The organism is Amphritea atlantica (assembly GCA_024397875.1).
Classification (GTDB): domain Bacteria; phylum Pseudomonadota; class Gammaproteobacteria; order Pseudomonadales; family Balneatricaceae; genus Amphritea; species Amphritea atlantica_B.
Genome location: CP073344.1, coordinates 993,774 through 1,020,611, shown reverse-complemented (window position 1 = coordinate 1,020,611; position 26,838 = coordinate 993,774). Strand labels below are relative to the sequence as shown.

Genomic DNA, 26,838 nt, shown 5'->3' with positions numbered 1-26,838 from the left:
TATGGCAGTAGTGAATATCATCTGTTTATACTGATCTGATGTCACGGATCAAAACAAAGTTAACTTCATACCGGTCATGACTAAACTCCAGGGTGATGATTGCCTTACAGGGTACCCGCCTTCTGCTATCGGGAGTTGTAACCTACGCAGGGCTTGAAATGTGACGTAATCACAGCCATATACGAGTATGAACATGTTTTTCAGACAATTATTAAGCGCCATAGGTTGATAGAGAATATTTAGCAGAACCTGGAAACTATATGTCTAACAACAGACAAACGGATTATTTGAAAAAGATTCACCATGTTGCAGATGATGCTAAAACGCTTATCAACCGGGCGATACAAAATCGCGTATGTATCGGTATCACCGGACTGAGCCGCAGCGGCAAATCGACCTTTATCACCAGCCTTATCAATCAGCTGAAACAGCACGGTGCCAGAAACGCCCGACTCGGCGGTTTCTCCCCCTGGTTAAAAAAACGCATCATCCAGGTGATAGAACATCCGCTGGAAAACAGATACCTGCCCCGGTTTGATTATGAGCAGGCAGCAGACAGCCTGTCGGGAAGCTCGCCACACTGGCCAGCCCCCACCCGGGACATCAGCGGTGTACTGCTGGAGATCAGACTGGCGGATAAAAGCTGGTTTGGCCGGAAAACCCACAAAAGTGTTTTTATTGAGCTGAGGGACTATCCGGGAGAGTGGCTGGTCGATCTGCCACTGCTTAAGATGAGTTTTCGGGACTGGTGTATCGAAGTCGAGAAACAACTGTCGAGAGAACCCAGAAGTCGGTTTTCCAATAATCCTCTGGAATCATTGAGAACGCTCGATCCGTTTTCAGACTACGATGACACGGTAATAGATACACAGCGTGCCGCCTATATCGACTTTCTTCACTCATGCAAACAGCAGTCGCCGCCACTGACCATCATTCAGCCGGGACGATTTATCGAACCGGGCACTCAGGCCGGACATCCCGCGCTGCATTTCATCCCGCTGGTCAGCTGTAGTAAATATAGTGAAGCGCAACTGCAAGCCGCCGACAAAGACAGTTACTTCAAGCAGCTGGAAACGATATTTGAAAGCTACAAGTCCGATATCGTCAAACCATTTTTTAAAGCCTTTATCGAGCCGATCAACCGGCAGGTAGTGTTAGTCGATGTCCTCAATGTCCTGCATGGCGGGGAGGCATATCTCCACGAGATGATGCATGCCTTAGAAGCCATTGGTGAGAGCTTCGAATATGACGGCGGACTGTTTCATTCCAGAATTGAAAAAGTCCTCTATGCAGCCACAAAGGTGGATCAGGTGGTTTCACAGGATCACGATAATGTCCGGCACCTGCTGAGCAGTATTGTCAGAAAGTCTCTCGAACGGATCCAGGGGGCGCAGGCCGATCTCAGGGTAGAAGCGGTCGCTTCGGTCCGGTCGTCGCATGCCCAGACACAGGGTAACGAAGAGATACTCAAAGGGATCTCAACCGATGGCGATGCCATTGGCTTTGTAAACCCGCGTATTCCCGATCATATCCCTTCTGATTCTGAGTTTGCGGCCTTTATAGACTGGAAACTACCGGAATTAAATCCACCGAAAGGTATTCGCGCCAATCAGGATCAGGCTATACCACACATCCGTATGGACGAGGTGCTGCATAATTTAATGGGTGATATATGTCGATAAACTCCGAACAGAATGGCGACTCCCGCATCCCCCGGACATTTAAAATATCCGAATCTGATTTAGAGGGCGTGATCCCTCAATCAATAGAGTCTGAACAGAACCAGAGCGAACTCAGGAATACCGATCCGATAGACTGGAACCGCTACCCACAACCGTTCTTTTCAAGGGCGATGAAACTGACCGCTGCCGGACTGGGTGGTCTGCTCTGCCTGACCATGATAAACGATCTGATCGCCATGATTAACTCAGCGTCAGAGCTTCACTGGATATTTGGCATCGTCGTATCATCGGTGCTTGCACTGCTGGCGCTGATCTCGGGTATGGGTCTTTATCAGTGGCTCAGAGGCGCCAACGATATCGATAGAATCGCCGGGTTTCAAAAGAGCGCCGTTGAATTACAGCAACAACAGAACAGCGGTAATGTCACTTCATTCACAGACAGCCTGGTCAGTTTTTATGCTGGCACACCGCAGGAGAAACAACTCGATAAGGCTCTCAGCATCATGCCGGATTACCTGGATGACGCTGAAAGGCTGATGCATCTGGAAAAACTCTTCATCGAGCCACTGGATACCCGGGTAGAGAACATCATCCGAAAACACAGTGTTCAGACTGGATTAGCGGTCGCCGCAAGCCCCATGCCCTCTCTGGATGCGCTGCTCACGGTTTGGCGCACAACCATTATGATCAAAGAGATCTCAGACACTTACGGCATCAGGCCCAATTTCAACAACCGGATGCGCGTACTCTATCGGGTCGGCAAAAGCACCGCATACTCCGGCCTGTCGCAAACTGCGCTGGATATGCTCGACCTGTCAAACTTCCCCGCGCTCAATCTCGGCGCCAAAGCACTGCAGGGCGCCGGGGCCTGTGTCGCCACCTCCCGCATCGGCATTCAGTGCGCCGCCCTGTGCAGACCGATCCCCGCAGCCCCGTCAAAAACCGGCTACCGGGAAAAACTGGTTTCGTCGCTGTTGCTGATACTGGGGAAAAAGCTTAATAAAGCGCGCAAATCAGCCTTTGAATAAAAGGCTAAGGGCAAAGCCTCTCCACAGAGCGCAGAGAGAATAAGGTGAAGCGCCATTCATCGGGTGCCTCTCGATGGTGGGTCTGTTGTATTCTGTAGGAGCCGCTTTAGCATGCCCTCTGGGTACCAGGCGGCGATACTCCGTGCCGATACAACCCTTTATCGCTGCAGGATGCAGCTCCTACGATTACCACAATGAAACCGATGGCAGAACCACTCTCGTAGGAGCGCCTTTAGCATGCCCTCTGGGTACTAGCGGCGATACTCCGTGCCGATACAACCTTTTATCGCTGCAGGATGCAGCTCCTACGATTGAACCCCACCATGAAACCGATGACAGAACCGCTCTCGTAGGAGCGCCTTTAGCATGCCCTCTGGGTACTAGCGGTGATGTTCTGTGCCGATACAACCTTTTATCGCTGCAGGATGCAGCTCCTACGATTACCACCATGAAACCGATGACAGAACCGCTCTCGTAGGAGCGCCTTTAGCATGCCCTCTGGGTACCAGGCGCGATAGTATGTGCCGATACAACCTTTTATCGCTGCAGGATGCAGCTTCAACCAGTCAGGAGCTGACATCAGGATTTAATAAAAGATCAGGAAGTTCAGCTTGTTCGACACAGTTGCGGCCACGGGATTTGGCACGGTAAAGCGCAGCATCGACGCGTCCCATCGCTTCCACCAGCGACTCGCTCGACACATCGACCGCCGTCACACCAAAACTGGCGGTGACTTTGACCGTTAACTCACCCACACTGATATCCAGTTCCTGCAGCGCTAGTCTCAGGCGTTCGGCCAGATCGGTCGCCTCCTGCAAACTGGTCTGAGGCATCAGAGCGGCAAACTCCTCTCCGCCGATACGCCCGAACGTATCAACGGTCCGCGTCATCGACTGTAATGAATTGATGGCAGCAATCAGTACAGTATCGCCTGTCGCATGGCCGTAGCTGTCATTGATCTGTTTAAACAGATCAAGATCAATCATCACCACGGCCAGCGGGGTTTGATAACGTCTGGCTCTCTCGAGCTCTTTCTCGCCATTTTCAAAGAACGCCCGCCGGTTTAATACCCCCGTCAGCGAATCGGTCTGCGCCAGCAACTCGGCGCGTTTCATCGCCTGCTCGAGTGCAGTGGTACGTTCCGATACCACCCGTTCAAGCATCTCCTGCTCCTGCTCCAAATGCCTGATATGCTTCTGTTCCACAGCCTCTTTTTGCTGCGTAAGATAGTTAATGCGATCGGCCAGCGCTAAAGAGAGAAGCACACCTTCGAGACAGAAGCCCAGTGGGGGTGAAAAGCGGGTCATAAAATCGAACGGGATGAGACCAACATTACGTGTCACCGCGATAAAAATAGCCAGACTCCAGACACTCCAGCCAAGCACATAAAACCGTGCATCACTCCTGCCCTTTTTGTATTTCCACACCCCGATCACTGGAAATAAAACCGTCAGCAGCGCGTACAACAGCGTGAGCTTTAATGAATAATCTCGCCAGCCCAACAGATAGCTGAGCAAAGCCAGTCCGCCTAACACAAAGAGTGCTTGCAGCAGCCGGTCGACGACCAGCGATTCTCGTGTACTCAGGAAACTGCGTGTAAACTGGGTCGCCAGCACCAGCGTCAGCAGTGAAAAGATAACCGGGGCAAAATCGACAAACCACGGACTTCCCTGCCACAGATAGCGATAACCAAGACCCGTGTTGCTAAGCAGCGCCATCATCGCTGCCATAATGTATGAGGTATACCAGATATATTCAGGCAGGCCCGTTGAATATCCGATCAGCAAATTATAGAGCACCAGCAGCAAGCCAATGCCGATGAAGGTTCCGATGATAAAATAGATATTGGCGTAGTGCTGAGAGAAGACCTCCGGCGTCCACAGCAACAGCTGTGTCTCGGCCCTCCCCGGCAGATCATAGGACAGCTGCACCCATACCCTCTGCACAGTGCCTGGCGGCGTATTCACAGGATAAAGATTACTCTCAGCGGCAATCGCACGATCGGCCAACGGGAGATGATCTCCACCGGTCTGAACCGCCCCGCCATCCGTATAGAAAGTCACGTGATCCCAGAGCGGATGAGCCACTTCCAGCAACCATGATAATGATTGATCACCACTGTTTTTCAGATCGATACGCAACCAGAAATCAGAATGACTGATACCAAAGTTACTCTTACCATCCGGTAGCGGTAAAAAGCGTGACGCAAGTGGCTCGCTACGTACCTGCTCCAGGGTATAGACGTGGTCAGTATCTTCCAGGTAGCGGACGCTCAGTTCGGTGCCGACACCCGCCATATTCGATGACAGATTAATCAGCGGCTGAGCATGACAAAAGCTACTGATCAACAACGAAATCAGCAGCATAAAGAGGCGAGCGCTCAGTGCATAACCGATATCTGCACGACCTCTTCTGCCCATCATCGGGCGGCTATTGATAATACCAAAACCTGGAATTTTCATGATAATAATCAGAGCGCCTAAAAGTGCAGTTTGGCTGTATCGCTAACTGCCCGAGTGTATCAGATATAACATTATAGTTATTCCGGGAATTACACTTGTCTGGAAGATTCTAAACAAACTTTTTGCTGAGGCAGGAACGTAGCTCAGTCCCTCCCCCCATTTCCCTGACAACATCAGGATTTCTGGCGACACAGACACCGATCATAGGGCAGAGGGCAGATGTCATTGCTCATAAATTTCAGTCATAGAAAGCAGTGACCATCACACCACTCCAATTTTATGACCTTATCGTTCAAAACCGGGCAAGCAACTCAGCAATGAGTTTCCGGTGTTCACCATGCAGGCTATAGGCAGCATAGGCGCGCATCTCAATGACCGGAGCATCGGCTACCCGGTATAACCGGCCTTCACTGATCAGGGGCTGAACTGTGGATTCGGCCAGATATGCAGCGCCGCCACAACTCAACAGAAGATCAAGCGCAATCCGGCCACTGTTAACCCTCACCGGAGCCAATGGACGCTGAGGAAAATGGGCTTCATGCAGCGCGCCAAACGTGGCCCCCCACTCGACACGGATATAACCCTCTGACACGGCTTTTTTAGCTGTAATATCAGGCTGATCTGACACCAGGATCATCGGGATAGTGGCCACCTCCTGAACAGCAACCCCCTGAATACTCGGTTGCTCATACATAAAGCCGATATCAATCATGCCCTGCTCAATCTTCTCAACCACCCGCAAAGGTGTACTTTCTTCCGCCCGCAACCCCAGTTTCGGCATTGACCGGTAAAGACTGTTCAGCCATTCCTGTAAAAAAAGATCCCACAAACTTGCCACACCGGCGATAACCAGGCGCCGGTTATGGCGCTCACTGAGCGCGGTATCCTCATAGGCGCGCTCCCAGGCATCCAGAATAAAACGTGCATGACGCTCCATGCGCTCGCCTGCGGGCGTCAGACTGATCTCATGATGCCGGCGGATAAAGACAGACAACCCCAGCAACGCTTCAAGCTGACGGATACGTGCACTGACGGTTGAAGATGAGACACACAGGTTTTCAGCCGCTTTACCAAAATTCCGGGTTTCGCTGATCTCAATAAACGTCTGTAGTAACACCGTATCTATATTAAACATCGATCGTTAACATCCACTTTTTTTGGCCGTACTGTCCAGTATATTTCGTTTCTCATGACAAGCATAAGCTTATAACATATTAAGCCATATCTGTCAGAAGCACTCTTCAGAAGCACTCTGAGCCATTCTTTAAGTTGTTATAAGTAGGTTATACATCGTGGACAAGCGTTTGAATCCCCTCCCTTCCCAGTCAGCATCCCAGCGAAGAGTAATGTTCATGTATCGCTGCCTGCCATTTTTGGTTTGGGGCCGACAGATTACCCGACACACGCTCTGGGACGACTTTCTCGCAGCGCTCACGGGGGCTGTTATTGTCCTGCCGCAGGGAGTGGCGTATGCGCTGATAGCGGGCTTACCGCCTGAATATGGCTTATACTCCGCGATTATCATTCCCATTATTGCCGGACTCTTCGGCTCATCGCATCACCTGATTTCAGGCCCCGCGGCTGCGATATCGATTGTTGTGCTGAGCATTGTCAGTAGTGTCGTCCCGCCCGACAGTGCTGAATTTATTCCTGCCGTTCTGGCCCTTACGGTGTTAACCGGCCTGATCCAACTGGGGCTGGGCATTGCGCGTATGGGCGCGCTGGTTAACTTTATATCCCACACCGTAGTGATTGGCTTTACCGCGGGCGCGGCCATTGTCATTGCCACCAGTCAGGTTAAATATGTGCTGGGCATCAACGTTGCAGCCGGGTCATCCTTTCTGGAAACCTGGCAAACACTCTGGAGCCAGCTGGATAACACCAATACCTACTCCCTGGCCATTGCACTCACCACCATCGTTTCAACACTGCTCATTAAAAAAATGCATAAACGCTTACCCGCGATGTTGATCGGTATGCTGGCGGGTAGCCTGGCTTGCTGGCTGCTTCAGGGAACGGCTCATAATGTTCCGATGGTAGGAGCCCTGCCGGGTAAACTGCCGCAATTCGCACTGCCGGACTTCTCGGCACAAAACCTCGGCGCACTGCTCTCGGGGGCGATCACCTTAGCAATATTGGGCCTGGTCGAGGCGGTATCGATTTCCCGGGCAATCGCCATTCGTTCAGGACAGCGTATTGATGGCAACCAGGAGTTTATCGGCCAGGGGCTGGCGAATCTGTTGGGTGGATTTTTTTCCTGTTTCGCCGGATCAGGCTCATTCACCCGCACCGGCGTTAACTATGAGTCCGGTGCAAAAACCCCACTGGCGGCAATATTTACCGCATTGATGCTGGTGCTGATCGTGTTATTTGCCCCACAGATCACCGCCTACCTGCCTCTGCCAGCGATGGGGGGAGGCATTTTGCTCATCGCCTGGAACCTGATTGATAAACATCATATACAGCAGATTTTACTCAGCAATAAACAGGAGGCATCGGTGTTACTGGTAACTTTCGCCTCAACCCTGCTGATCGAACTGGAGTTTGCGATCTACCTCGGTGTGTTAGTGTCACTCATTATCTACCTGAAGCGCACATCAACCCCGGTGATTATGGAAGTCGCGCCAAAGTCGCTTGAGTACGGCACCGATCTGAGAAGTATCTCCCGTTTTCAACTCGATGAATGCCACCAGTTAAAAATCCTGCGTATCGATGGTTCAATTTTTTTCGGTGCAGCTGACCATATCCAAAAGACCTTACAGGCGGTAAAAACAAACGACGGTCGCAACAACCAGATCCTGATTAATTGCGCCGGCATCAATTTTATCGATGTCACGGGTGCAGAGATGCTGCTGCATGAGGCCAAACGACTGAACACAGCAGGCGGGCAACTGAGCTTCTGCAACCTGAAAAATACGGTTCGGGATGAACTTGAAGCGAATGGCTATCTGAAAAAACTAGGGGATGAAAACTTTTACGCCACGGTCGATAGCGCGCTTAGCTCACTGAGACCTCGACTCGATGACAACAGTTGTCAGACCTGTAGCAAACGTGTGTTCCGCCAATGTCCGAAAACAGATTAGCAACTCAATCAGACAAGCCAGGCGGGGAAAGCGACCTGAATAGCGGATGCTTGCTGTGAATAATGGCTATATGAATAGCAGGGGCTGCCTGATCACGACCGGCCCTCCCCCGATAAAATAAACGGAATTAAGGTCAACGCTTCTGAGCTGACTCGACGGTCTGGCTGATCAGTGCATTGATGGTCATCGGACCCACGCCGCCCGGAACCGGTGTCAGCGCCGCGACCCGCTCGGCCAATCCGGTTTTTTCGATATCACCGATGCCGCCGGGATGATATCCGGCATCAACCACCACGGCGCCGTCCTTAATCCACTCTGCTTTAATCAACTCGGGCTGGCCTACCGCCCCGACCAGAATATCGGCCCGGGCAACCTGATCGGCCAGATCGGTGGTACGGGAATGACAGACGGTAACGGTGGCATTGGCATTCAGCAGCATCGCCGCCATCGGTTTACCCAGAATCGGACTACGACCGACGACCACCGCATGTTTGCCTTCCAGCGGAATATCATAATAGCGGAGCAGCGTCATAATGCCGGCAGGCGTCGCGGAGCCATAGGCATCCTCGCCCATCGCCATCAGGCCATATCCCTGGGTGGTCACCCCATCAACATCTTTGTCGATCGCGATCGCATCGAAACAGGCACGTTCATCGATTTGCGGCGGTACCGGGTGCTGCAACAAAATACCGCACACATCCGGGTCATCATTCAACTGCCCGATCACCTCCAGCAGCTCTTCTGTCGTCGTGGATTGCGGCAGATCGACTCTGACAGACTCCATACCGACACGACCACAGGCGTTTACTTTCATCTGCACATAAGTAGCTGAAGCGGGATCGCTTCCCACCAGGATAGTTGCCAGAGCGGGTTTTCTGCCGCCATCGGTCAACAATGCTTCCACGGCAGCATGGAGTTGTTGCTCACGGCTTTCGGCTAACGCTTTCCCGTCAAGAACTAATGCAGACATCATTTAAACCTTTTAAAAATGGAAATATAAAATCGCAGTCCGAGGACTGTTATAAATAACCGGCTTTTATAACCGGTTCAGGTACTGGAAGCAACCATAGTCACCCTTCAGAATCTGTCCGGGGCGCTGATCAGCAAAAAAGTGGTTGTTTCAGGCTCTATACAATCCACCTGATTTTAGCGATCAGACAGTTATCAACCATCTGAACAGATGATGCTGATAAATTTTCAACAGATACGTGGCAGCTGCTCGCCGACCAGCATATCCATAATTCTTTCGCCACCGAAGCCGGTTTTAACCAATACCCGCCCGGCATAACCTTCGATAACTTCACCGATAATGGCTGAATGCTGTCCCGCCGGGTGAGACAACATAACCTGTAAAACAGTCTCGGCTTGATCGCCGGGAACCACTGCGACTAACTTCCCCTCGTTAGCGAAATACAAAGCGTCCAGGCCAAGAATCTCACACACACCACGCACTTCGTTACGCACAGGGATACTCGCTTCTTCAAGACGGATAGCAACTTCAGAGGCTTCTGCAAATTCATTCAGTACAGTCGCCACCCCCCCGCGGGATGCATCGCGCATGGCATGCAACTCCGGGCATACGACCAACATCGCCTGAACCAATTCATGCAGAGGCTGACAATCGGTCTTCAGTTCAACCTCTAACGCCAGATCACCGCGGGCATTCAGAATGGCAGCGCCATGATCACCCACAAACCCATTGACAATAATCTTATCGCCCGGTTTGCAGTTTGCTGCTGATATCTTGATACCTTCAGGAATCACGCCAATCCCGGTGGTATTAATAAAGATCTTATCGCCTTTACCCCGCGGAACCACTTTGGTGTCCCCGGTAACAATCAAAACGCCGGCTTCATCTGCCGCTTTGCGCATTGAACGCACGATGCGCCTTAACAGGTCAACCTCAAGCCCTTCTTCCAGAATCATGCCGCAGGACAGGTATTTAGGGATGGCCCCAGAAACGGCAAGATCATTCACTGTGCCGTTTATCGCCAGCGTACCGATATCGCCACCGGGAAATTCAACAGGATCCACCACATAGGAATCCGTGGTAAAGGCGAGCTGCCCGCCCAGTGCCTGTAGCGCTGACAGATCAAAGCGGGCCTGATCCTCAAGCTTATTCAGATCCTCATTATCAAAGGTGCCAACAAAGACATCTTCGATCAGATCTCGCATCGCTTTACCACCAGCCCCATGCGCCATTGTGATAGTAGATGCCTTCAGAATACGTCTGCGCTTACTCATCGTTTGCCGCCGCTCTCACGCTATATTTTTTGTCTCGATTTTGCCGTAACTGTAATACGCAGAGCAGGCCCCTTCCGTGGAAACCATCAGCGCCCCCATTGGGGTTTCAGGATTACACTGTTTACCAAACAGTTTGCACTGCCAGGGTTTGATCACCCCTTTCAGCACCTCGCCACATTGACAGGATTTGGGATCGGCTATTTTCAAATTGGGTATCGCAAACGCCAGTTCAGCATCAAACCGCGAGTACTCTTTGCGAATACGGACGCCAGAGTGATCGATGGAGCCTAAACCCCGCCATTCAAAGAATTCCCGCAGTTCAAAAACATCCGACACCGCGGTCAGGGCATTCAGGTTACCGCCCTCAGGAACAATACGTTTATATTGGTTTTCAATTCTCGCTTCACCCGCTTTCAGTTGCTCCAGCAGCATCAATAATGATTGCAGAATATCCAGCGGCTCGAAACCGGAGATCACCAGCGGACGATGGTATTGTGTGGATATAAATTCATAAGGCGCCTGACCAATCACCATGCTGACATGACCCGGCCCCAGAAACCCATCGATATACATATCAGGGGAATCGAGAATGGCTTTGATCGTTGGAATAATCGTGATGTGATTACTGAACAGGTAGAAGTTTTCAATGCCTTCTTTTTCTGCCTGCTTCACGGTAAGGGCCGTGCTCGGCATTGTGGTTTCAAAACCCAAACCAAAAAAGACCACTTTCTTATCGCGGTTCTGACGGGCAATCTCAAGCGCATCCATCGGTGAATACACCATCCGGACATCACAATCTTCGGCGCTGGCCTGCTGCAGACTTTTCTTTGATCCGGGCACCCGCATGGCATCCCCAAAGGTGGTAAAGATCACGTCTGGCTGTTCAGCGATAGCAACACAATCATCGACCCTTCCCATTGGCAGCACACAGACCGGGCAGCCGGGGCCGTGGACCAGTTCAATTTTTTCCGGGAGCAGCTCCTCAAGGCCATAACGAAAAATTGAGTGAGTATGGCCTCCACAGACCTCCATAATCTGCAGCGGTTTTTCCTGAGCCGGTGAAATCTCATCGGCCAGCCTGTGTATCCGCTCGAGTATTTTTTTAGCCATCTCCGGATCACGGAATTCGTCGACAAATTTCATAACCATCACGTCTCAGACATTACTCTTATTAAGCTAATCCAACTGGCGACCATGCTCACCCAGAAAACCACGTTCATCCGCCAGCAGTGTGTGCACCAGATCCCAGAGAATGTGGTAACAGACCAGATGACACTCCTGAATTCGATGCACACTGTCAGTTTTAACGATGAGACAGTGATCTACGGCTTTATTCGTTGCCAACTCTCCGCCATCACCGCCCGAGAAAGCGATCACACGTAAACCCAGCTGTTTGGCTTTTTCACAAGCCGTGGTCAGGTTTTCAGAGTTGCCACTGGTTGAAAACACCACCAGGACATCTTCCGCTTTTGCCAGCGCCAGCAGCTGTCTTTTCAGTACATGATGAAAACCGACATCATTGGATACCGCCGTTAACATGGCAGAATCCTGAGACAAATTAATCGCGGGCAGCGCCGGACGACCGGTGGTCACCGGATGCATAAATTCCAAAGCCAGGTGAGCGGCATCACAGGATGAACCACCATTACCCGCGGTCAGTAAACGCCCTCCGGTTCGATATGACTGGGCGATTGTATTGGCGATCTCTGCCAGCATCTCACTGTATTCAGCAAAGAAAGCCTGTTTGGCCGCGATGCTCTCAGCGGTTTTGATCTTTATAGAATCCAGAAGCTCAGCTGATTTATCCCGCACGTCAGGTTTATTACCCGCGGCTGACCCGGAAAATGGATACAGCGCGTTCAGCATACTGTTGGTATCTTTTGCATCGGTCATAGTACAGGACCCCTGATTCAGGAAACAGAATTGTGCATAGCGCTCAGCTCTTCCTGCAGCTCTCCAAGCTCAGCAAGCACCTGTAAGGTTTTTTGCGCTTCGTCTTCATCAATCAGACTCATCGCAAACCCCACATGTACCAACGCCCACCGGCCGGGCAATGCACTCAGATCACCCTCATCGGGGACAACGCAACTCAGGTTTACGACACGTTTAACACCGCAAATATTGATCATGCCGGTCATAGCATCGGCATCAATGATCTCAACAATCTGTCCGGGAATACCTAAACACATAAAAGCTCCAAGGGTTACTGCTGCTGTACGACTGGAAGGGGAAGCTTCATAGCAAAGCCCTGAACTGATCAGCTTCCGATTGCAGGGCGTCTATCCGCGCTTGAATCATCTGCCTGCGATGTCGTTCCAGCCACTCAACCCACTCCTGCATACCTTCACCTGAACGCGCAGAGAGTTGAATCACCTGAATATCCGGATTGACCTGCTTCGCATACGCAATACAGCGCTCAACATCAAAATCCAGGTACGGTAACAGATCAGTCTTGTTCAGAATCATCAGGCCGGAGGCATGAAACATATCCGGGTATTTAAGCGGCTTATCTTCACCCTCGGTAACAGAGAGAATAGCCACTTTACTGGCTTCACCCAGATCAAAGGCGGCAGGACAAACCAGATTGCCGACATTCTCAATAAACAACATACCGCCTTTCATATCGGAAAGCTTTTCCATGGCATGACCGACCATGTGAGCATCAAGGTGACATCCTTTGCCGGTATTCACCTGCACCGCCTCAACCCCGGTTTCCCGAATACGCTCGGCATCATGAGCGGTCTGCTGATCCCCTTCAATGACGGCAACAGCGTATTGTTCTTTAATACGAGTGATCGTTTCTGTCAGCAGTGTTGTTTTGCCTGACCCGGGACCGGACACCAGATTCAGAACGAATAGAGATTGCTGTTCAAAGCGCTTACGGTTCTGTTCTGCGTACAGATTATTCTTGCCTAAAATATCCTGTTCAATCTGCACCATCCGCGACTGACTAAGGCCTGCCACATGCGCATGGGCCGGGCCTTGTCCAAAATGGAGATTGTCACCTTCTGTTACCATCGTTTCAGATACTAAGCGCTTAGATTCGGTGCTCGTAGATACCGAGCTCTTAGATACAGTGCCCTGAAATTCCTGTCCCTCAGATACAGCGCCCTCAACCACAGAGGCATGATCATGGTTATGGCTGTGCGCATGGCGATGGCGATGGCGATGGCGATGGTCATGAGCGTGATGCTCATGTTCGTCATGATGGTGGTGGTCGCCCTCAATCTTAACGTCACCTTCTGAACACCCGCAGACTGTACACATGATTACTCCACCTCCAACTCTTTAATCCGCATCTCTTCCCCCTGAGTAATCTGCAGCTGATAACTGCCACACTCAACACAAGCATCAAATCGCTTCTCAACAGGGACTGTTTTCAAGCATTGCATACACAATGCTTCGCCCGGTATTTTTATAATTTTTAGTTTAGCGCCTTCTGCAAGACTATTTCGGGTAACTGCATCAAAGCAGAAGCGCAATGATTCCGTTTCAATCATGGCCAGCGGCCCTATTTCGAGCCACACCGTTTTTACCCGGCTATAATTCTGAGCTTTGGCCTGATCTTCCAGCACCTGAATAATGCCCTCAGCAATCGACATTTCATGCATTATTTGTGTCCAATTCCAGTCGCCAGTTGACGCATGGTTCTACCCGCTTTATCAAAGACTCCGTAAAAAGAAGCAGTGTCTCTTTACTTACCCGGGTTCTTTCCAGCCTTTGCACCAGAGTACTACTAACCAGAGTACTGGGAGATATCTGTAATTCCCAAGGTATCCAGAATAAGCTAATCGGCACTATTAAGGTACTACATAAGGTACTACATAAGGTACTACAGCCGGCATAATCCATCGACCGGTGTAGAGCCAATACGGCAATTTCCACTGTTTAAATAACGGACTGAAAGGCTAAGCAGAAAGCACTCGTGCAGCACCAATCAACGCCTGGCCAAATGACAGGCCGGCATCGTTGGCCGGAAGCTGCTGATGGGTAAGCACATCGAAGCCCTGCGCTTCTAACGAAGCAAGCAGCGCGTTGAAAAGAATCGCGTTCTGCATCACCCCACCACTGAGCACAATGGTGGTGAAATCTTCTTGTGTACGCAGCTGATTAACCATATCCACCAATACATCGCTGAACCCCTTATGAAACGCCAAGGCCATATCGGCTTTAGTGCGCTGACCGAGTCGCAGATCTTCCAGCAAAGCCTGCCAGAAAGGCGCAGGGTCTATCAGGTTATCCGTGATGGAAAATACATAAGGCGGTGTGCGCGGATCCCCCTGATGCGCCAGTGATTCCAGCTCTATGGCGGCTTGTCCTTCGTAACTGATGGCATCGGCATGACAACCCAGCGCGGCGGCAACGGCATCAAACAGACGCCCCGCTGAGCTGGTCATCGGTGTACTCAGTCCTTTCTCAATCATCCGATCAAACGTCAGGCAGACCGGAGAAGCCAGCTGCGGAAACAATGCCTGATATGGCTGAAGGTCTTCTAATGGCAACGCCTGCTTCAGCTGCGCATACAAACACCGCCACGGCTCGGTAATCGCTTTAACACCGCCCACCAGCGGGAAAGGCTGCAAATGAGCGAGCCGCCTGATCTGCTGATAATTGCCGAACAAAAACTCCCCACCCCAAAGAGTTTCGTCCAGTCCGAATCCAGTACCATCCAGACAGATGCCCAACACCGGTTTACCATCAATCGGATACGCATTTTCCCCCAGACAGGAAGCCAGGTGCGCATGATGGTGCTGAACTTTCAACAGCGTCTTGCCCTGCCCTGCAAGCTGTTCTCCAAACTTTCCCGACAGATATTCCGGGTGCAGATCACACACAAACAGATCACTTTCGAACTGATAGAGATTACGATACAGATCAAGGGTCGCCTGATACTGATCGTAGGTTCTGGCATCTTCCAGATCCCCGAGATGCTGAGTAATAATTGCCCTGCCCGACTGCAACAAACACAGCGTATTTTTCAACTCCCCCCCCAGCGCCACCAGGTCAGGTGCCTTTGCAAAACCCGGAGGCAATGGCAGCGAAGCCGGCGCATAACCTCTGGCACGGCGCAGGTAGTGCATCCTTCCGGCAATATCGCGCACAACCGAATCATCCACCCGGTTCTGTATGGGACGGTCGTGAAACAGAAAAAGATCAGCAATATCGGCCAACTGTTCTCTGGCATCGTCATTACTAATCGCCTGCGGTGAACCGGAGCGATTACCACTGGTCATCACTAACGGAACATCGATATGCTCCAGCAACAGATGATGAACCGGTGTATAGGGCAGCATAAAGCCCAGTTGGTACTGCCCGGGTGCAATATTGTCGGCTATTGGCCGATCACAGGCAGGCTGCGGATCTAACAGCACGACAGGCGCGGAATTCCCCGTGATAAGTTCTGATACCCGCGTATTCACTTGAGCATATCTACTGAGAACACCGATATCCCTGACCATCAGGGCAAACGCTTTATCGGGGCGATGTTTACCAATGCGCAACGCTGTAACCGAAGCCGGGTTCGTCGCATCACAGGCCAGATGGAAACCGCCTAAGCCTTTAATTGCAACGATCCTGCCTGCGCGAATAGCTTCATTCAGGCAGATAAAAGCATCCTTTGCCGCTATCCTGTTGCCCAGTTTATCTTCCAGCCACACCTGCGGACCACATGTCTTACAAGCATTGGGTTGCGCATGAAAACGCCGGTCAGCCGGATCATTATATTCAGCCGTACACTCAGAACACTGCTGAAATGCGACCATCGTGGTGAATTCACGATCATAGGGAATCTGACGAATAATACTCAGGCGAGGCCCGCAGTTGGTACAGTTGATAAAAGGATAACGATAACGGCGATCAGATGAATCAAACAGTTCATTACGGCACTCACTGCAGGTTGCCGCATCAGGCGCGCAACCGGTACTCACTTCGCCCTGCTGACTGGATGCAATTTCAAACGTGTCATAACTGACAAACGCAACCGTTTGCGTTGAAGTCCGATCAATTCGCGCCAATGGCGGTAGTTCATCACCTAAACGCTGCGCAAACCGTTCTACCGTTGCCTCATCAGCATTCAGATAAATTGTTACGCCTTCAGAATCATTAAAAACAATCCCATTGAGTCTCATTGCACGCGCCAGGCGCCAGATAAAAGGCCGGAAGCCAACCCCCTGAACCAGGCCGGAAACCTTGATAAGAAAAGTATTTACGGAGGACGACATCATTTCAACAAGCACACCCGATATTCACCCACAGTTAAACTATAGAGTTGATACGACCCACCAAAAATAACGTCACTGTTGAACAACGGACTGTTTTTCTGGCCAGCATGCCCGAAAAACTCCATCCGGCTTAAACACCAACAAGCAAATCATACCAGCTTATTACTGGCACGTAGACAACCTCGAACACACAGAATAGGCCATTAAGGCTCAGCGTTTAATGAAGGCGAACGAAACAGAAATTTCAGACAAAAAAAAACCAGCAAAGTGCTGGCCTGATGGTTTCCTCTATCGAGGAGGAAGGAATTGGTGGAGCCTAGCGGGATCGAACCGCTGACCTGTTCGCTGCCAGCGAACCGCTCTCCCAGCTGAGCTAAGGCCCCAAAACCAAGTGGCGGCTATATTAATGGCGACCCCGTTGTCTGTCAAGCAATGAAGTTGACTATTTTTCTGGTCAAACAGTGTTGATTTTTAAACGGTTATTTAAGTGGTTCTTTTTGATAAATGGGTTTGTTGTGATGGGACTAATTGTAGGAGGCGCGTCTCGCGCCGATAAGGGCTCAGATGAATCGCGACGAGGTACCCAAAGGGCATAATACGTAATATTTGTAGAGGTTTATGTCAGGTTATCAGCAGGACTCCATTATGGCGTGAAAAACCTAGATATATCGCTGCTGGAAGCAGCTCCTACGAGATCATTCCACTCTGTAGAAGCCCCAGAAATCTTAACCTATCGCTGCAGGTACCCAGAGGGCATGCTAAAGCAGCTCCTACTAGACCATTCCACTCTGTAGAAGCCCCAGAAATCTTAACCTATCGCCTCTGGTACCCAGAGAGCATGCTTGCGTCGCTCTCACAGCCCTACAGCTTCTGATCTTTCTCTGTAGCCTCTGTGCCCTCGGTGTTCTCTGTGGTGCAAATAATTCATAACCACAGAGAACACCGAGGGCACAGAGAAGAGCTCTTTAGTTTCTATATTGATCATCATCTGTAGGAGGCATTTTCATAGGAGATTTGATCGCCCATAAAATGGACTCCTACACTCACCTTAATCATTGAACGAAAAAAGCCCTGCGAGGCAGGGCTTTTCGTGTACAAATAAGCGGTATCAGTTCAGGGCTTCAGCCAGTTCGCGGTATTCTTTCTCCCAGCGCTTGGCTTCTTTCTTTGAAGGACCACCGACGGTGTCCAGGGCATGACGTACCCGGGCGCGGCTCATGTCCGGGCCGAGGATCTGCATCGAATCCACTACGGAGACACTGGCACTGGTGCCGGCGATAGCGACAAACAGTGGGAACAGGAAGTCACGGACTTTATAACCCATCGCATCACCCAGCGCCTTGCACTGGGTAAACAGGTGGTCTTTGTTCCAGTTCTGCTCGGTGTCCAGCATCCAGGAGGCAAACTGCAGGATACGACGGATATCATCTTTCTGCAGGCTCTTGTGGGTAAAGCTCTCTTCGCTGATTGGCAGCATACCGGAGAGCAGGAAGCCTGCCACCGGGGCTACATCGGAAAACTTCTCAACCCGCTGTTTAATCAGCGGAATAATCTGCATCAGGTATTCCGGGTTCAGCGCCCACTGCTGGAAGGCGGCGGCGAACTGTTCATCGGACAGCTCTTCACGAATCCACAGGCCGTTCAGCCAGCTGAGTTTTTCCTGATCGAAGATCGGGCCACCCAGCGACACACGGTTGATATCGAAGTGTTCGATCATCTCGTCCAGTGAGAATTTTTCGCGCTCGTCCGGCATCGACCAGCCCATGCGTGCCAGATAGTTCAGCAGTGCTTCGGCCATATAGCCCATGCGCTGATAATAGATAATGCTGGTCGGGTTCTTGCGCTTCGACAGTTTGGACTTATCCGGGTTACGCAGCAGCGGCATATGACACAGCACCGGCATATCCCAGCCGAAGTAGCTGTACAGCAGCTGGTGCTTGGGGGCGGAGTTAATCCACTCCTCACCGCGCAGTACGTGGGTGATCTGCATCAGGTGGTCATCGACGACGTTGGCCAGGTGATAGGTCGGCATGCCGTCGGATTTCATCAGAATCTGGCAGTCAACCTGGGTCCATTCGACTTCGATAGTGCCGCGCAGCATATCGTCAAACACGCAGACGCCCTCTTCCGGCACCTTCATCCGCACGACATAGGGCTCGCCCGCTGCTTCACGCTTAGCGACTTCGTCTGCCGGCAGGGCCAGATCGCTCTCTTTCAGGGCGCTTTGCAGTCCCTGTTCGCGACGCTGGTTACGCAGCTGATCCAGCTCTTCAGCGGTGCGGTAACACTTAAACGCTTTACCCTCATCCAGCAGAATCTGGGTGTATTTCTGGTAGATCTCGCTGCGTTCACTCTGACGGTAAGGACCGTATGGACCCGGCTTATCAGGCCCTTCCGCCCACTCCAGCCCCAGCCAGCGCAGTGAGTCGAGAATCATCTGTTCAGATTCTGCGGTGCTGCGGGTCTGATCGGTATCTTCAATACGCAGGATAAATTCGCCGCCGTGCTGACGGGCAAAAGCCATATTGAACAGGGCGATGTAGGCGGTGCCTACGTGCGGATCACCGGTTGGCGACGGTGCGATACGGGTACGTACGGTCATCAGAAAATATGCATCCAGGCTGATTAAAGGAAATTGCCGCGCATTATACCTGCTCGACTGTTAAGCGCCTACCGTAATCACCACTGCAGGTTATTTCTGAACAGGTCACCGATAACATGCATCTTTTTTGCTCAATCAGAGCGCAGAACCCCTCTCGGCCCCCAAAAATTAGCACAGTTAAAGTGCGTGTTAGCACGCACGAATGTGTAAAACTCAAGACAAAAATACATAACTAATTGTTTAATAATTACTTTTTATAACATGGCATGTTGCCTGCTTTATGTAGATTAATAAAAACAAATTTCAGGAATCGGGTGTTCCCGGTTTCACTCCAGACAACGACGTCTGCTCCTACCGATAGTTTTATCGGTGGGGGCAGGCGTTTTTTTTTGCCGTTTTCGTAAATTCAGGAGCCACACAACATGACTCACACACTGCTTTCTAAACTTATGGGCCGTCGCACGTTACTTAAAAGCGCGGTTAAAACCTTCGGTGCTGTTGCGGTCGGCAGCCTGCTGACACTGAGCGCTGCACACGCTGCAGTCGGCGAACCGGAAAAAGAGGAGCTGAAGTTCGGCTTTATTAAACTGACCGATATGGCACCACTGGCCATCGCGTATGAAAAAGGTTACTTCGAGGATGAAGGACTCTATGTTCAGCTGGAAGCACAGGCCAACTGGAAAGTACTGCTGGACCGGGTTATCGACGGCCAGCTGGATGGTGCTCATATGCTCGCCGGCCAGCCACTGGGCGCAACCATCGGTTTCGGTACGCAGGCGCATATCATTACCGCCTTCAGTATGGACCTGAACGGCAATGCGATTACCGTTTCCAACGATATCTGGGAGCAGATGAAACCCTATGTGGATAAAGATGCCGATGGCAAACCGGTTCACCCGATTAAAGCGGATGCACTGAAACCGGTGGTTGATGCCTATAAAGCGGAAGGTAAACCGTTCAAGATGGGCATGGTGTTCCCGGTATCCACCCACAACTACGAGCTGCGCTACTGGCTGGCAGCTGGCGGCATCCACCCGGGTTATTATGCTCCGCTGAGAGGCGACACGGCCGGACAGATCGATGCTGATGCCCTGCTGTCGGTGACCCCGCCGCCACAGATGCCTTCCACCATGGAAGCCGGAACGATCTATGGTTATTGCGTCGGCGAACCATGGAATCAGCAAGCAGTATTCAAAGGTATCGGTGTCCCCGTGGTAACCGACTACGAAATCTGGAAAGACAATCCCGAGAAAGTGTTTGGTGTTTCCAAAGCCTGGGCTGACCAGAACCCGAACACCCATATCCGTGTGGTTAAAGCGATGATCCGCGCCGCAAAATGGCTGGACGACAATAACAACGGCAACCGTCCTGAAGCGGTCGATATTCTATCCCGTCCGGAATATGTCGGTGCGGACTACGATGTTATTGCCAACTCAATGACCGGCACCTTCGAATATGAAAAAGGTGATAAGCGGGAAGTGCCTGACTTCAACGTATTCTTCCGTCATAACGCGACCTACCCTTACTACTCTGACGCTATCTGGTATCTGACCCAGATGCGCCGCTGGGGTCAGATCGCCGAGCCGAAGTCTGATGAGTGGTTTATGGATACCGCGAAGAAAGTTTACCGCCCGGATATCTATGCCGTGGCTGCTCAGGAACTGATTGCTGAGGGCAAGCTGAACGCCAGTGACTTCCCTGATTTTGCCACTGAAACAGGCTACAAGGCACCGCAGACTCACTTTATTGATGACATCACCTATGACGGCCACAAGCCTAATGAATATCTGACTAAATTTAAAATCGGCCTGAAACCCGACAGCAAAATTTAACGGATTGTGAATAAGCCTTCAGGAACAACCCCGAAAGACAACCAAAGGGTCGCCCTGGGCGACCCGATGGAGACTGATTATGAGTAGCATGGCACTGAAACTGTTAAAGCCTTTAGGCTTCCCGGAGAAGCTGAATATGGCTTCGCTGATCAAAGCACTGGTCGTTCCGATGAGTGGCATTCTGATATTCCTGTTTATCTGGAATATCGGTGCCCGGAATATCCATACCTCGCTGGGAGAGTTTCCAGGTCCGGCACAGGTCTATGAGCAGAGTAAAAACCTGCTCAGCGAGCACAATAGAGAGCGCCAGAAAGAGGCGGCTTTCTATCAGCGCCAGGACGATCGCAATGCTAAAAAGCTGGCGAAAAATCCCGACGCCGAGATCAAGATTCGTGGCTATACCGGTAAAGCGACCTTTATCGATCAGATCGGTACCAGCCTGGTAACGGTACTGGCTGGTTTTTTTGCGGCGTCCCTGATTGCCATCCCCGCAGGCATTATCATCGGCCTGAATAAAACCCTCTACAGTGCGTTTAACCCGGTGATTCAACTGTTTAAGCCGGTCTCGCCGCTGGCCTGGCTGCCACTGGTGACGATGGTTGTCAGTGCGGTCTATGTCAGCGATGACCCGATGTTTGCGAAATCATTTGTGACCTCGCTGATCACCGTCTCGCTCTGCTGTCTGTGGCCGACGCTGCTGAATACAGCGGTGGGTGTCTCCACCATCAGTGCGGATCTGAACAATGTCAGCAAGGTGCTGCGTCTGTCCTGGCTGACCCATGTGATCAAGATTGTCATCCCGTCCGCCATTCCGATGATCTTCACCGGCCTGCGACTGTCACTGGGGATCGCCTGGATGGTGCTGATTGCGGCTGAGATGCTGGCGCAAAACCCCGGATTGGGCAAGTTTGTCTGGGATGAGTTTCAGAACGGCAGTTCCAACTCACTGGGACGGATTATGGTGGCAGTGATTGTGATCGGTCTTATCGGCTTTATGCTGGACCGGATCATGCTGATGCTGCAAAAGAAAGTCTCCTGGGATAAGTCTCAGGAATTACGCTAACCGGTAAGGAGAACGATTATGTCCACTAAAACCCACCTTGAGCTTACCGGCGTCGATATCGACTTTCCGACTCCCAGCGGCCCCTTCAAAGCCCTGAGCAATGTCAATCTGAAGATCGAACGGGGCGAGTTCGTCTCCCTGATCGGTCATTCCGGTTGCGGCAAGTCCACGGTACTGAATATCGTTGCCGGTTTATATCAGGCAACTAAAGGCGGCGTGCTGCTGGATGGTAAAGAGGTTAACGAACCCGGCCCGGAGCGGGCCGTGGTATTCCAGAACCATTCACTACTGCCCTGGCTGACCGCGTATGAGAACGTTGAACTGGCGGTAAAGCAGGTCTTTAAAAACAGCAAATCCAAAGCGGAGATGAAAGAGTGGATCGAGCATAACCTGCATCTGGTGCATATGGATCATGCCATGCATAAACGTCCGGACGAAATCTCCGGCGGCATGAAACAACGGGTCGGTATCGCCCGGGCGCTGGCGATGGAACCCACCGTCATGCTGATGGATGAACCGTTTGGTGCGCTGGACGCCCTCACCCGGGCGCACCTGCAGGACTCGCTGATGGAGATTCAGGCAGACCTCAATAATACCGTGATCATGATCACTCACGATGTTGACGAAGCGGTCTTGCTATCAGACCGGATCGTAATGATGACCAATGGCCCCGCCGCATCGGTCGGCGAGATACTCGATGTGAAGCTGGAACGGCCGCGCCACCGGCTGGAGCTGGCTGATGATCCGGAATATAACCACTACCGGGCAGCCGTCTTGAGCTTCCTGTATGAAAAGCAACGCAAGCCCGACGATGCAGCGGCACAACCGGTCAAAAACGAAAAAAAGTCTGACGGTAACGCTGAAAACAACAATCCGGCACACAATGTGCAAGATACTAAGCAACAAGACGCTGAGCAGAGAAGTGAAGCGGCGGCCTGATTCAGAAAAGGGCCATAATTCACACTCTTAGTCACAAACAAAACAAAGACTTAAGGCAAGATTAGCCGGTTAGCGGAAGAGTTCCTACGATTGAAGCCTCTTCTTTAGCGCACCATAACAAGGCAACCCTGTCGTTCAGCGCACCAATTTGAGCAATGGCGCTCGGAATCCACCATACTGATATGAGGGATGCCGGGCGCTTTTTTTTGGCTCTGATTTATTAAATCTTAAATCAAAGGCACTTAGCATGAGTGAAGTTTCTAAATTCAATATTTTCTCTGTCACGGGAAAGATGAAAATCCTGCACTTCAGCTGGATGGCGTTTTTCATTACCTTCTTTGTCTGGTTTAACCACGCACCCCTGCTGGGAGCCATCGCTGACTCACTTGGACTGACTAAAGCCGAGATTAAAACGCTGCTGATTCTGAACGTCGCGCTGACTATCCCGGCACGTATCATTATCGGCATGCTGACCGACAAATATGGTCCGCGAATCACCTATGCCGCGCTGCTGTTTTTATCCAGTATCCCCTGCTTTGTATTCGCGATGGCCGATAACTTTGCCGAAGCTGCCATCTCCCGTTTCCTGCTGGGTTTTGTCGGTGCCGGCTTTGTTATCGGTATCCGCATGGTCAGCGAATGGTTCCCGGCGAATGAACTGGGAACAGCGGAAGGTATCTATGGTGGCTGGGGCAACTTTGGTTCCGCCGCAGCAGCCATGCTGTTGCCAACCCTGGCGCTGCTGTTTGGCGGTGAAGACGGCTGGCGCTATGCCGTCGCACTGACCGGCCTTATCAGCCTGGTGTTCAGTTTCATCTGGTACGCGAATGTATCGGACACCCCCAAAGGTTCCACCTACTTTAAACCGAAGAAGATTGGCGGTCTCGAAGTCACCAGCAAAGGGGATTTTCTGTTTCTTCTGATTATGAAGATTCCGATGTATGCCGCACTGGCACTGCTGACCTGGAAGCTGTCCCCTGCCGGCGTCAGCATTATCAGCGATACCGCAGCACTGATTATCAATCTCTCACTGGCGGTCATATTCGTCTATGACTGCTACAGTGCATACAATGTTAACCGCGAGATTTTCATCACACCGGTACCTGAAATTGAACAGTATAAATTCAAACAGGTGGCAGTACTGAATGTGCTCTACTTCGCCACGTTTGGTTCTGAACTGGCGGTGGTATCGATGCTGCCTCTGTTCTTTGCCGATGTGTTTGATCTGGATATGGTCGTTGCGGGTCTGCTGGCCTCGGCCTATGCCTTTATGAACCTGATGTCCCGTCCCGGTGGCGGCTGGATCAGTGATCGCTGCGGCCGTAAAAAAACGCTGCTGATACTGACCGCCGGTCTCGCTGTTGGTTATGGTCTGATGTCGATGATCGACAGCAGCTGGCCACTGATTGTCGCGGTGATTACCGCCATGGCCTGCTCATTCTTTGTACAGGCCGGTGAAGGTGCTGTTTTTGCAGTGGTGCCGCTGATTAAGCGTCGCCTGACAGGCCAGGTGGCCGGCATGACCGGCGCTTACGGTAACGTCGGTGCGGTGTTCTATCTGACTGTATTGTCTATGGTAAGCTACCAGACATTCTTTATGGTAATCGCTGCCACCGCCATACTGGGTTTTATCACTTTACTGTTCCTGGAAGAACCCAAAGGCCATATGGCAGAAGTGAATGATGATGGCACGGTAGAACTGATCAGCGTGACCTGAAGAAGCACCGCTGTCTGGTTACTGCTTTAGGGCAGTAGCCGGACGGCACCCCTTTATTACAGGTGAAAGTGTTACAGGTGAAAGTGTTACTGGTGAAAGTATGACCGCACAACAACGCCCGCAGGCATCCTCAGCTGAACTGCTCGTCAGCTTTGGCGGATATTCAACCGCAGGACAAAAGCCGGTCAACCAGGATGCCTTTGCGGCTCACCTGCCGATGAATAGCAGCGCCCGTTTTAAGGGGGCTGCCGCTGCGATTGCCGATGGTGTCAGTAGCTGCGAAAACTCCCATATTGCCAGCCAGACCTCGGTCACCAGTTTTATAGAGGACTACTTCAGCACCCCTGAAAGCTGGAGCGTAAAACAATCGGTCTCGCGGGTTGTGACAGGGCTTAATAATTGGCTGTATCAGCAAAATAGCACCTCGGCAGCAAACCGCGACAGTATGCTGACAACTTTTTCAGCCCTGATTATCAAATCCAATACCCTGTATGCCTTCCATGTGGGTGATTCCCGCATCTGGCATTTTCATAACCAGCAGCTGGAACAACTGACCACCGACCATAACCGCATTGAAGGGGGTAAAAATTACCTTTCCAGAGCGCTCGGTGCAGACCGGCACCTTGAAGTCGATTATTCGCAACAGGAGTTAGTGGTGGGCGATCTGCTCATGCTCAGCACCGATGGTGTGCATGAGTTTCTCACCGTCAGTGAATTAAAAAGCCTGTTAACCAGTGCCGCCACTGACAACCTTGAAACGGTCGCCCAAACAATTGTTGAACACGCGCTGGCTAAAGGCAGCGATGACAATCTGACCGTCCTGTTGGTGGGTATTGATCATTTACCGGCGGAAACCCTGGACGAGAACCACCGTAAGCTGACCCGCTTACCGATCCCTCCGGTCATGAGTGTGGGCAACAGGATTGATGATTACGAGGTACTGGATATTATTTTCAGCGGCACCCGCAGCCATATGTACAAAGTGCGGGAACTCAGCAGTGGCAATATTTATACCCTGAAAGCACCCTCGGTTAATTTCAGTGACGATCCGCTGTATCTCGACGGCTTTGTCCGCGAAGAGTGGGTGGGCCAGCAGATCAACCATGCCAATGTCATGAAGACCTTCGCACCAGCCGGAGAGAAAAGATTTCTCTACTACCTGGGAGAGTATATCGAAGGCATCAACCTGCGCCAGTGGATGGATGATCATCCCCAACCGGCACCGGAACTGGTACGGCCTATTATTCAGCAGGCGATCAAGGGACTCAGGGCGTTTCAGCGACAGGGAATGGTGCATCAGGATCTCAAGCCGGAAAATATCATGCTCAACCGTGACGGTCAGATCAAGATTCTCGATTTTGGTACGGTGCTTATTGCGGGCGTAAACGAGCTGGGATCACCACTGGATAAGTCGGTACCACAGGGGTCGGTCAACTATATCGCTCCCGAGTATCTGATGGGGCAAAAAGGCAGCTTCAGATCCGACCTGTTCTCACTGGCGGTGATCAGTTACGAGATGCTCACCGGCACCCTGCCGTTTAAAGAGCAGTCAGTCAAACAGGTTAGTATCGATAGTTTTTCAGATCTCAGTTATCGCCCGGCACGGCATCAGCGCAAAGACCTGCCTTTGTGGATGGAAGGCTGCCTGAAGAAAGCCCTGCAACCCAATCCGATTCACCGTTATCAGGCGCTGTCCGAATTCATTCAGGATTTTACCACGCCCAATCAGGTACTGGCGGAAGCAATCAACAGGCAACCACTGATCAAGAAGAATCCGGTGATGGTATGGCAGGTTTTCTGTCTGCTGCTGCTGATCTCTAATCTTATACTGCTGTATCTGTATACCCACTAAATTATGGCACCGCAAAGGTGCAGGATCTGACCGATTTAGCACTATTGGTGCACTAAAAATGTTGCCTGCATGTACAAATAACCATCAAAAACATAGCAAGCCATTGTTTTTTA

General features: G+C 51.3%; 18 protein-coding genes, 1 tRNA gene and 1 pseudogene. 8 read left to right on the top strand and 12 right to left on the bottom strand.

Features of this window, described 5'->3' with window-relative positions; translation table 11 throughout:
- Positions 1–260 precede the first annotated feature (260 nt).
- Both KDX31_04520 and KDX31_04515 read left to right on the top strand, forming a co-directional pair.
- Positions 261–1,682 carry a YcjX family protein gene (locus KDX31_04520; GenBank protein UTW04285.1) on the top strand — a complete coding sequence of 474 codons (1,422 nt, stop codon included), beginning with the start codon at positions 261–263 and terminating at the stop codon, positions 1,680–1,682.
- The gene (locus KDX31_04515) at positions 1,673–2,710 is read left to right on the top strand and encodes a DUF697 domain-containing protein (GenBank protein UTW04284.1); all 1,038 of its coding nucleotides are present in this window, start codon (positions 1,673–1,675) and stop codon (positions 2,708–2,710) included. The genes KDX31_04520 and KDX31_04515 overlap by 10 nt, the downstream gene beginning before the upstream one ends.
- 566 nt (positions 2,711–3,276) lie before the next feature.
- Here KDX31_04515 and KDX31_04510 read toward each other — a convergent pair.
- A complete protein-coding gene (locus tag KDX31_04510; GenBank protein UTW04283.1) occupies positions 3,277–5,172 on the bottom strand; it encodes a GGDEF domain-containing protein in 1,896 nt (631 codons plus the stop codon).
- A 292-nt stretch (positions 5,173–5,464) separates the two neighbouring features.
- Positions 5,465–6,298 (bottom strand): LysR family transcriptional regulator, encoded by an 834-nt coding sequence (locus KDX31_04505; GenBank protein ID UTW05296.1) that lies wholly within the window; start codon positions 6,296–6,298, stop codon positions 5,465–5,467.
- A 220-nt stretch (positions 6,299–6,518) separates the two neighbouring features.
- Here KDX31_04505 and KDX31_04500 point away from each other — a divergent pair, with 220 nt between their 5' ends.
- On the top strand, positions 6,519–8,255 hold the full coding sequence (locus KDX31_04500; protein UTW04282.1) for a SulP family inorganic anion transporter: 1,737 nt from the start codon (positions 6,519–6,521) through the stop codon (positions 8,253–8,255).
- Positions 8,256–8,388: 133 nt separating this feature from the next.
- Here KDX31_04500 and folD read toward each other — a convergent pair whose 3' ends face one another.
- The 10 genes from folD to KDX31_04450 form a co-directional block, all read right to left on the bottom strand.
- Positions 8,389–9,225 (bottom strand): bifunctional methylenetetrahydrofolate dehydrogenase/methenyltetrahydrofolate cyclohydrolase FolD, encoded by an 837-nt coding sequence (gene folD / locus KDX31_04495; GenBank protein ID UTW04281.1) that lies wholly within the window; start codon positions 9,223–9,225, stop codon positions 8,389–8,391.
- A gap of 227 nt (positions 9,226–9,452) precedes the next feature.
- A complete protein-coding gene (hypE, locus tag KDX31_04490; GenBank protein UTW04280.1) occupies positions 9,453–10,499 on the bottom strand; it encodes a hydrogenase expression/formation protein HypE in 1,047 nt (348 codons plus the stop codon).
- A 15-nt stretch (positions 10,500–10,514) separates the two neighbouring features.
- Positions 10,515–11,642, bottom strand: a complete 1,128-nt coding sequence (gene hypD, locus KDX31_04485; protein UTW04279.1) for a hydrogenase formation protein HypD — start codon at positions 11,640–11,642, stop codon at positions 10,515–10,517.
- Positions 11,643–11,675: 33 nt separating this feature from the next.
- Positions 11,676–12,392 carry an SIS domain-containing protein gene (locus tag KDX31_04480; protein ID UTW04278.1) on the bottom strand — a complete coding sequence of 239 codons (717 nt, stop codon included), beginning with the start codon at positions 12,390–12,392 and terminating at the stop codon, positions 11,676–11,678.
- A gap of 17 nt (positions 12,393–12,409) precedes the next feature.
- Positions 12,410–12,688, bottom strand: coding sequence for a HypC/HybG/HupF family hydrogenase formation chaperone (gene hypC / locus KDX31_04475; protein UTW04277.1), 279 nt, complete (start codon positions 12,686–12,688; stop codon positions 12,410–12,412).
- 46 nt (positions 12,689–12,734) lie between these two features.
- Entirely contained in the window at positions 12,735–13,766 is a 1,032-nt protein-coding gene (gene hypB / locus KDX31_04470) for a hydrogenase nickel incorporation protein HypB (protein UTW04276.1), read from the bottom strand.
- A gap of 2 nt (positions 13,767–13,768) precedes the next feature.
- Positions 13,769–14,110 (bottom strand): hydrogenase maturation nickel metallochaperone HypA, encoded by a 342-nt coding sequence (gene hypA / locus KDX31_04465; protein ID UTW04275.1) that lies wholly within the window; start codon positions 14,108–14,110, stop codon positions 13,769–13,771.
- Between the two features lie 297 nt (positions 14,111–14,407).
- Entirely contained in the window at positions 14,408–16,723 is a 2,316-nt protein-coding gene (hypF, locus tag KDX31_04460) for a carbamoyltransferase HypF (GenBank protein UTW04274.1), read from the bottom strand.
- A gap of 304 nt (positions 16,724–17,027) precedes the next feature.
- Positions 17,028–17,103 (bottom strand) — tRNA-Ala (locus tag KDX31_04455).
- Positions 17,104–17,828: 725 nt separating this feature from the next.
- Complete coding sequence (locus tag KDX31_04450) at positions 17,829–19,322, bottom strand: glutamate--tRNA ligase (protein ID UTW04273.1); 1,494 nt, start codon at positions 19,320–19,322, stop codon at positions 17,829–17,831.
- Positions 19,323–19,771: 449 nt separating this feature from the next.
- Here KDX31_04450 and KDX31_04445 point away from each other — a divergent pair, with 449 nt between their 5' ends.
- The 5 genes and pseudogenes from KDX31_04445 (at position 19,772) to KDX31_04425 (ending at position 26,725) form a co-directional block, all read left to right on the top strand.
- The gene (locus KDX31_04445) at positions 19,772–21,154 is read left to right on the top strand and encodes an ABC transporter substrate-binding protein (GenBank protein UTW05295.1); all 1,383 of its coding nucleotides are present in this window, start codon (positions 19,772–19,774) and stop codon (positions 21,152–21,154) included.
- A 79-nt stretch (positions 21,155–21,233) separates the two neighbouring features.
- Positions 21,234–22,217: an ABC transporter permease gene (locus KDX31_04440; protein UTW04272.1), complete on the top strand. Its 984-nt coding sequence runs from the start codon at positions 21,234–21,236 to the stop codon at positions 22,215–22,217.
- An 18-nt stretch (positions 22,218–22,235) separates the two neighbouring features.
- A pseudogene (locus KDX31_04435) lies at positions 22,236–23,027 on the top strand (ABC transporter ATP-binding protein).
- 376 nt (positions 23,028–23,403) lie between these two features.
- Positions 23,404–24,873, top strand: coding sequence for a NarK family nitrate/nitrite MFS transporter (locus KDX31_04430; protein ID UTW04271.1), 1,470 nt, complete (start codon positions 23,404–23,406; stop codon positions 24,871–24,873).
- 100 nt (positions 24,874–24,973) lie between these two features.
- Positions 24,974–26,725 carry a bifunctional protein-serine/threonine kinase/phosphatase gene (locus KDX31_04425; GenBank protein UTW04270.1) on the top strand — a complete coding sequence of 584 codons (1,752 nt, stop codon included), beginning with the start codon at positions 24,974–24,976 and terminating at the stop codon, positions 26,723–26,725.
- Positions 26,726–26,838: the final 113 nt, after the last annotated feature.

What these genes read in the sequence shown, in the direction of transcription:
- KDX31_04520 (UTW04285.1), top strand. Translation starts at nt 261, where the DNA reads ATGTCTAACAACAGACAAACGGATTATTTGAAAAAGATTCACCATGTT.
- KDX31_04515 (UTW04284.1), top strand. Translation starts at nt 1,673, where the DNA reads ATGTCGATAAACTCCGAACAGAATGGCGACTCCCGCATCCCCCGGACA.
- KDX31_04510 (UTW04283.1), bottom strand. Translation starts at nt 5,172, where the DNA reads ATGAAAATTCCAGGTTTTGGTATTATCAATAGCCGCCCGATGATGGGC.
- KDX31_04500 (UTW04282.1), top strand. Translation starts at nt 6,519, where the DNA reads ATGTTCATGTATCGCTGCCTGCCATTTTTGGTTTGGGGCCGACAGATT.
- folD (UTW04281.1), bottom strand. Translation starts at nt 9,225, where the DNA reads ATGTCTGCATTAGTTCTTGACGGGAAAGCGTTAGCCGAAAGCCGTGAG.
- hypE (UTW04280.1), bottom strand. Translation starts at nt 10,499, where the DNA reads ATGAGTAAGCGCAGACGTATTCTGAAGGCATCTACTATCACAATGGCG.
- hypD (UTW04279.1), bottom strand. Translation starts at nt 11,642, where the DNA reads ATGAAATTTGTCGACGAATTCCGTGATCCGGAGATGGCTAAAAAAATA.
- KDX31_04480 (UTW04278.1), bottom strand. Translation starts at nt 12,392, where the DNA reads ATGACCGATGCAAAAGATACCAACAGTATGCTGAACGCGCTGTATCCA.
- hypC (UTW04277.1), bottom strand. Translation starts at nt 12,688, where the DNA reads ATGTGTTTAGGTATTCCCGGACAGATTGTTGAGATCATTGATGCCGAT.
- hypB (UTW04276.1), bottom strand. Translation starts at nt 13,766, where the DNA reads ATGTGTACAGTCTGCGGGTGTTCAGAAGGTGACGTTAAGATTGAGGGC.
- hypA (UTW04275.1), bottom strand. Translation starts at nt 14,110, where the DNA reads ATGCATGAAATGTCGATTGCTGAGGGCATTATTCAGGTGCTGGAAGAT.
- hypF (UTW04274.1), bottom strand. Translation starts at nt 16,723, where the DNA reads ATGATGTCGTCCTCCGTAAATACTTTTCTTATCAAGGTTTCCGGCCTG.
- KDX31_04450 (UTW04273.1), bottom strand. Translation starts at nt 19,322, where the DNA reads ATGACCGTACGTACCCGTATCGCACCGTCGCCAACCGGTGATCCGCAC.
- KDX31_04445 (UTW05295.1), top strand. Translation starts at nt 19,772, where the DNA reads ATGGGCCGTCGCACGTTACTTAAAAGCGCGGTTAAAACCTTCGGTGCT.
- KDX31_04440 (UTW04272.1), top strand. Translation starts at nt 21,234, where the DNA reads ATGAGTAGCATGGCACTGAAACTGTTAAAGCCTTTAGGCTTCCCGGAG.
- KDX31_04430 (UTW04271.1), top strand. Translation starts at nt 23,404, where the DNA reads ATGAGTGAAGTTTCTAAATTCAATATTTTCTCTGTCACGGGAAAGATG.
- KDX31_04425 (UTW04270.1), top strand. Translation starts at nt 24,974, where the DNA reads ATGACCGCACAACAACGCCCGCAGGCATCCTCAGCTGAACTGCTCGTC.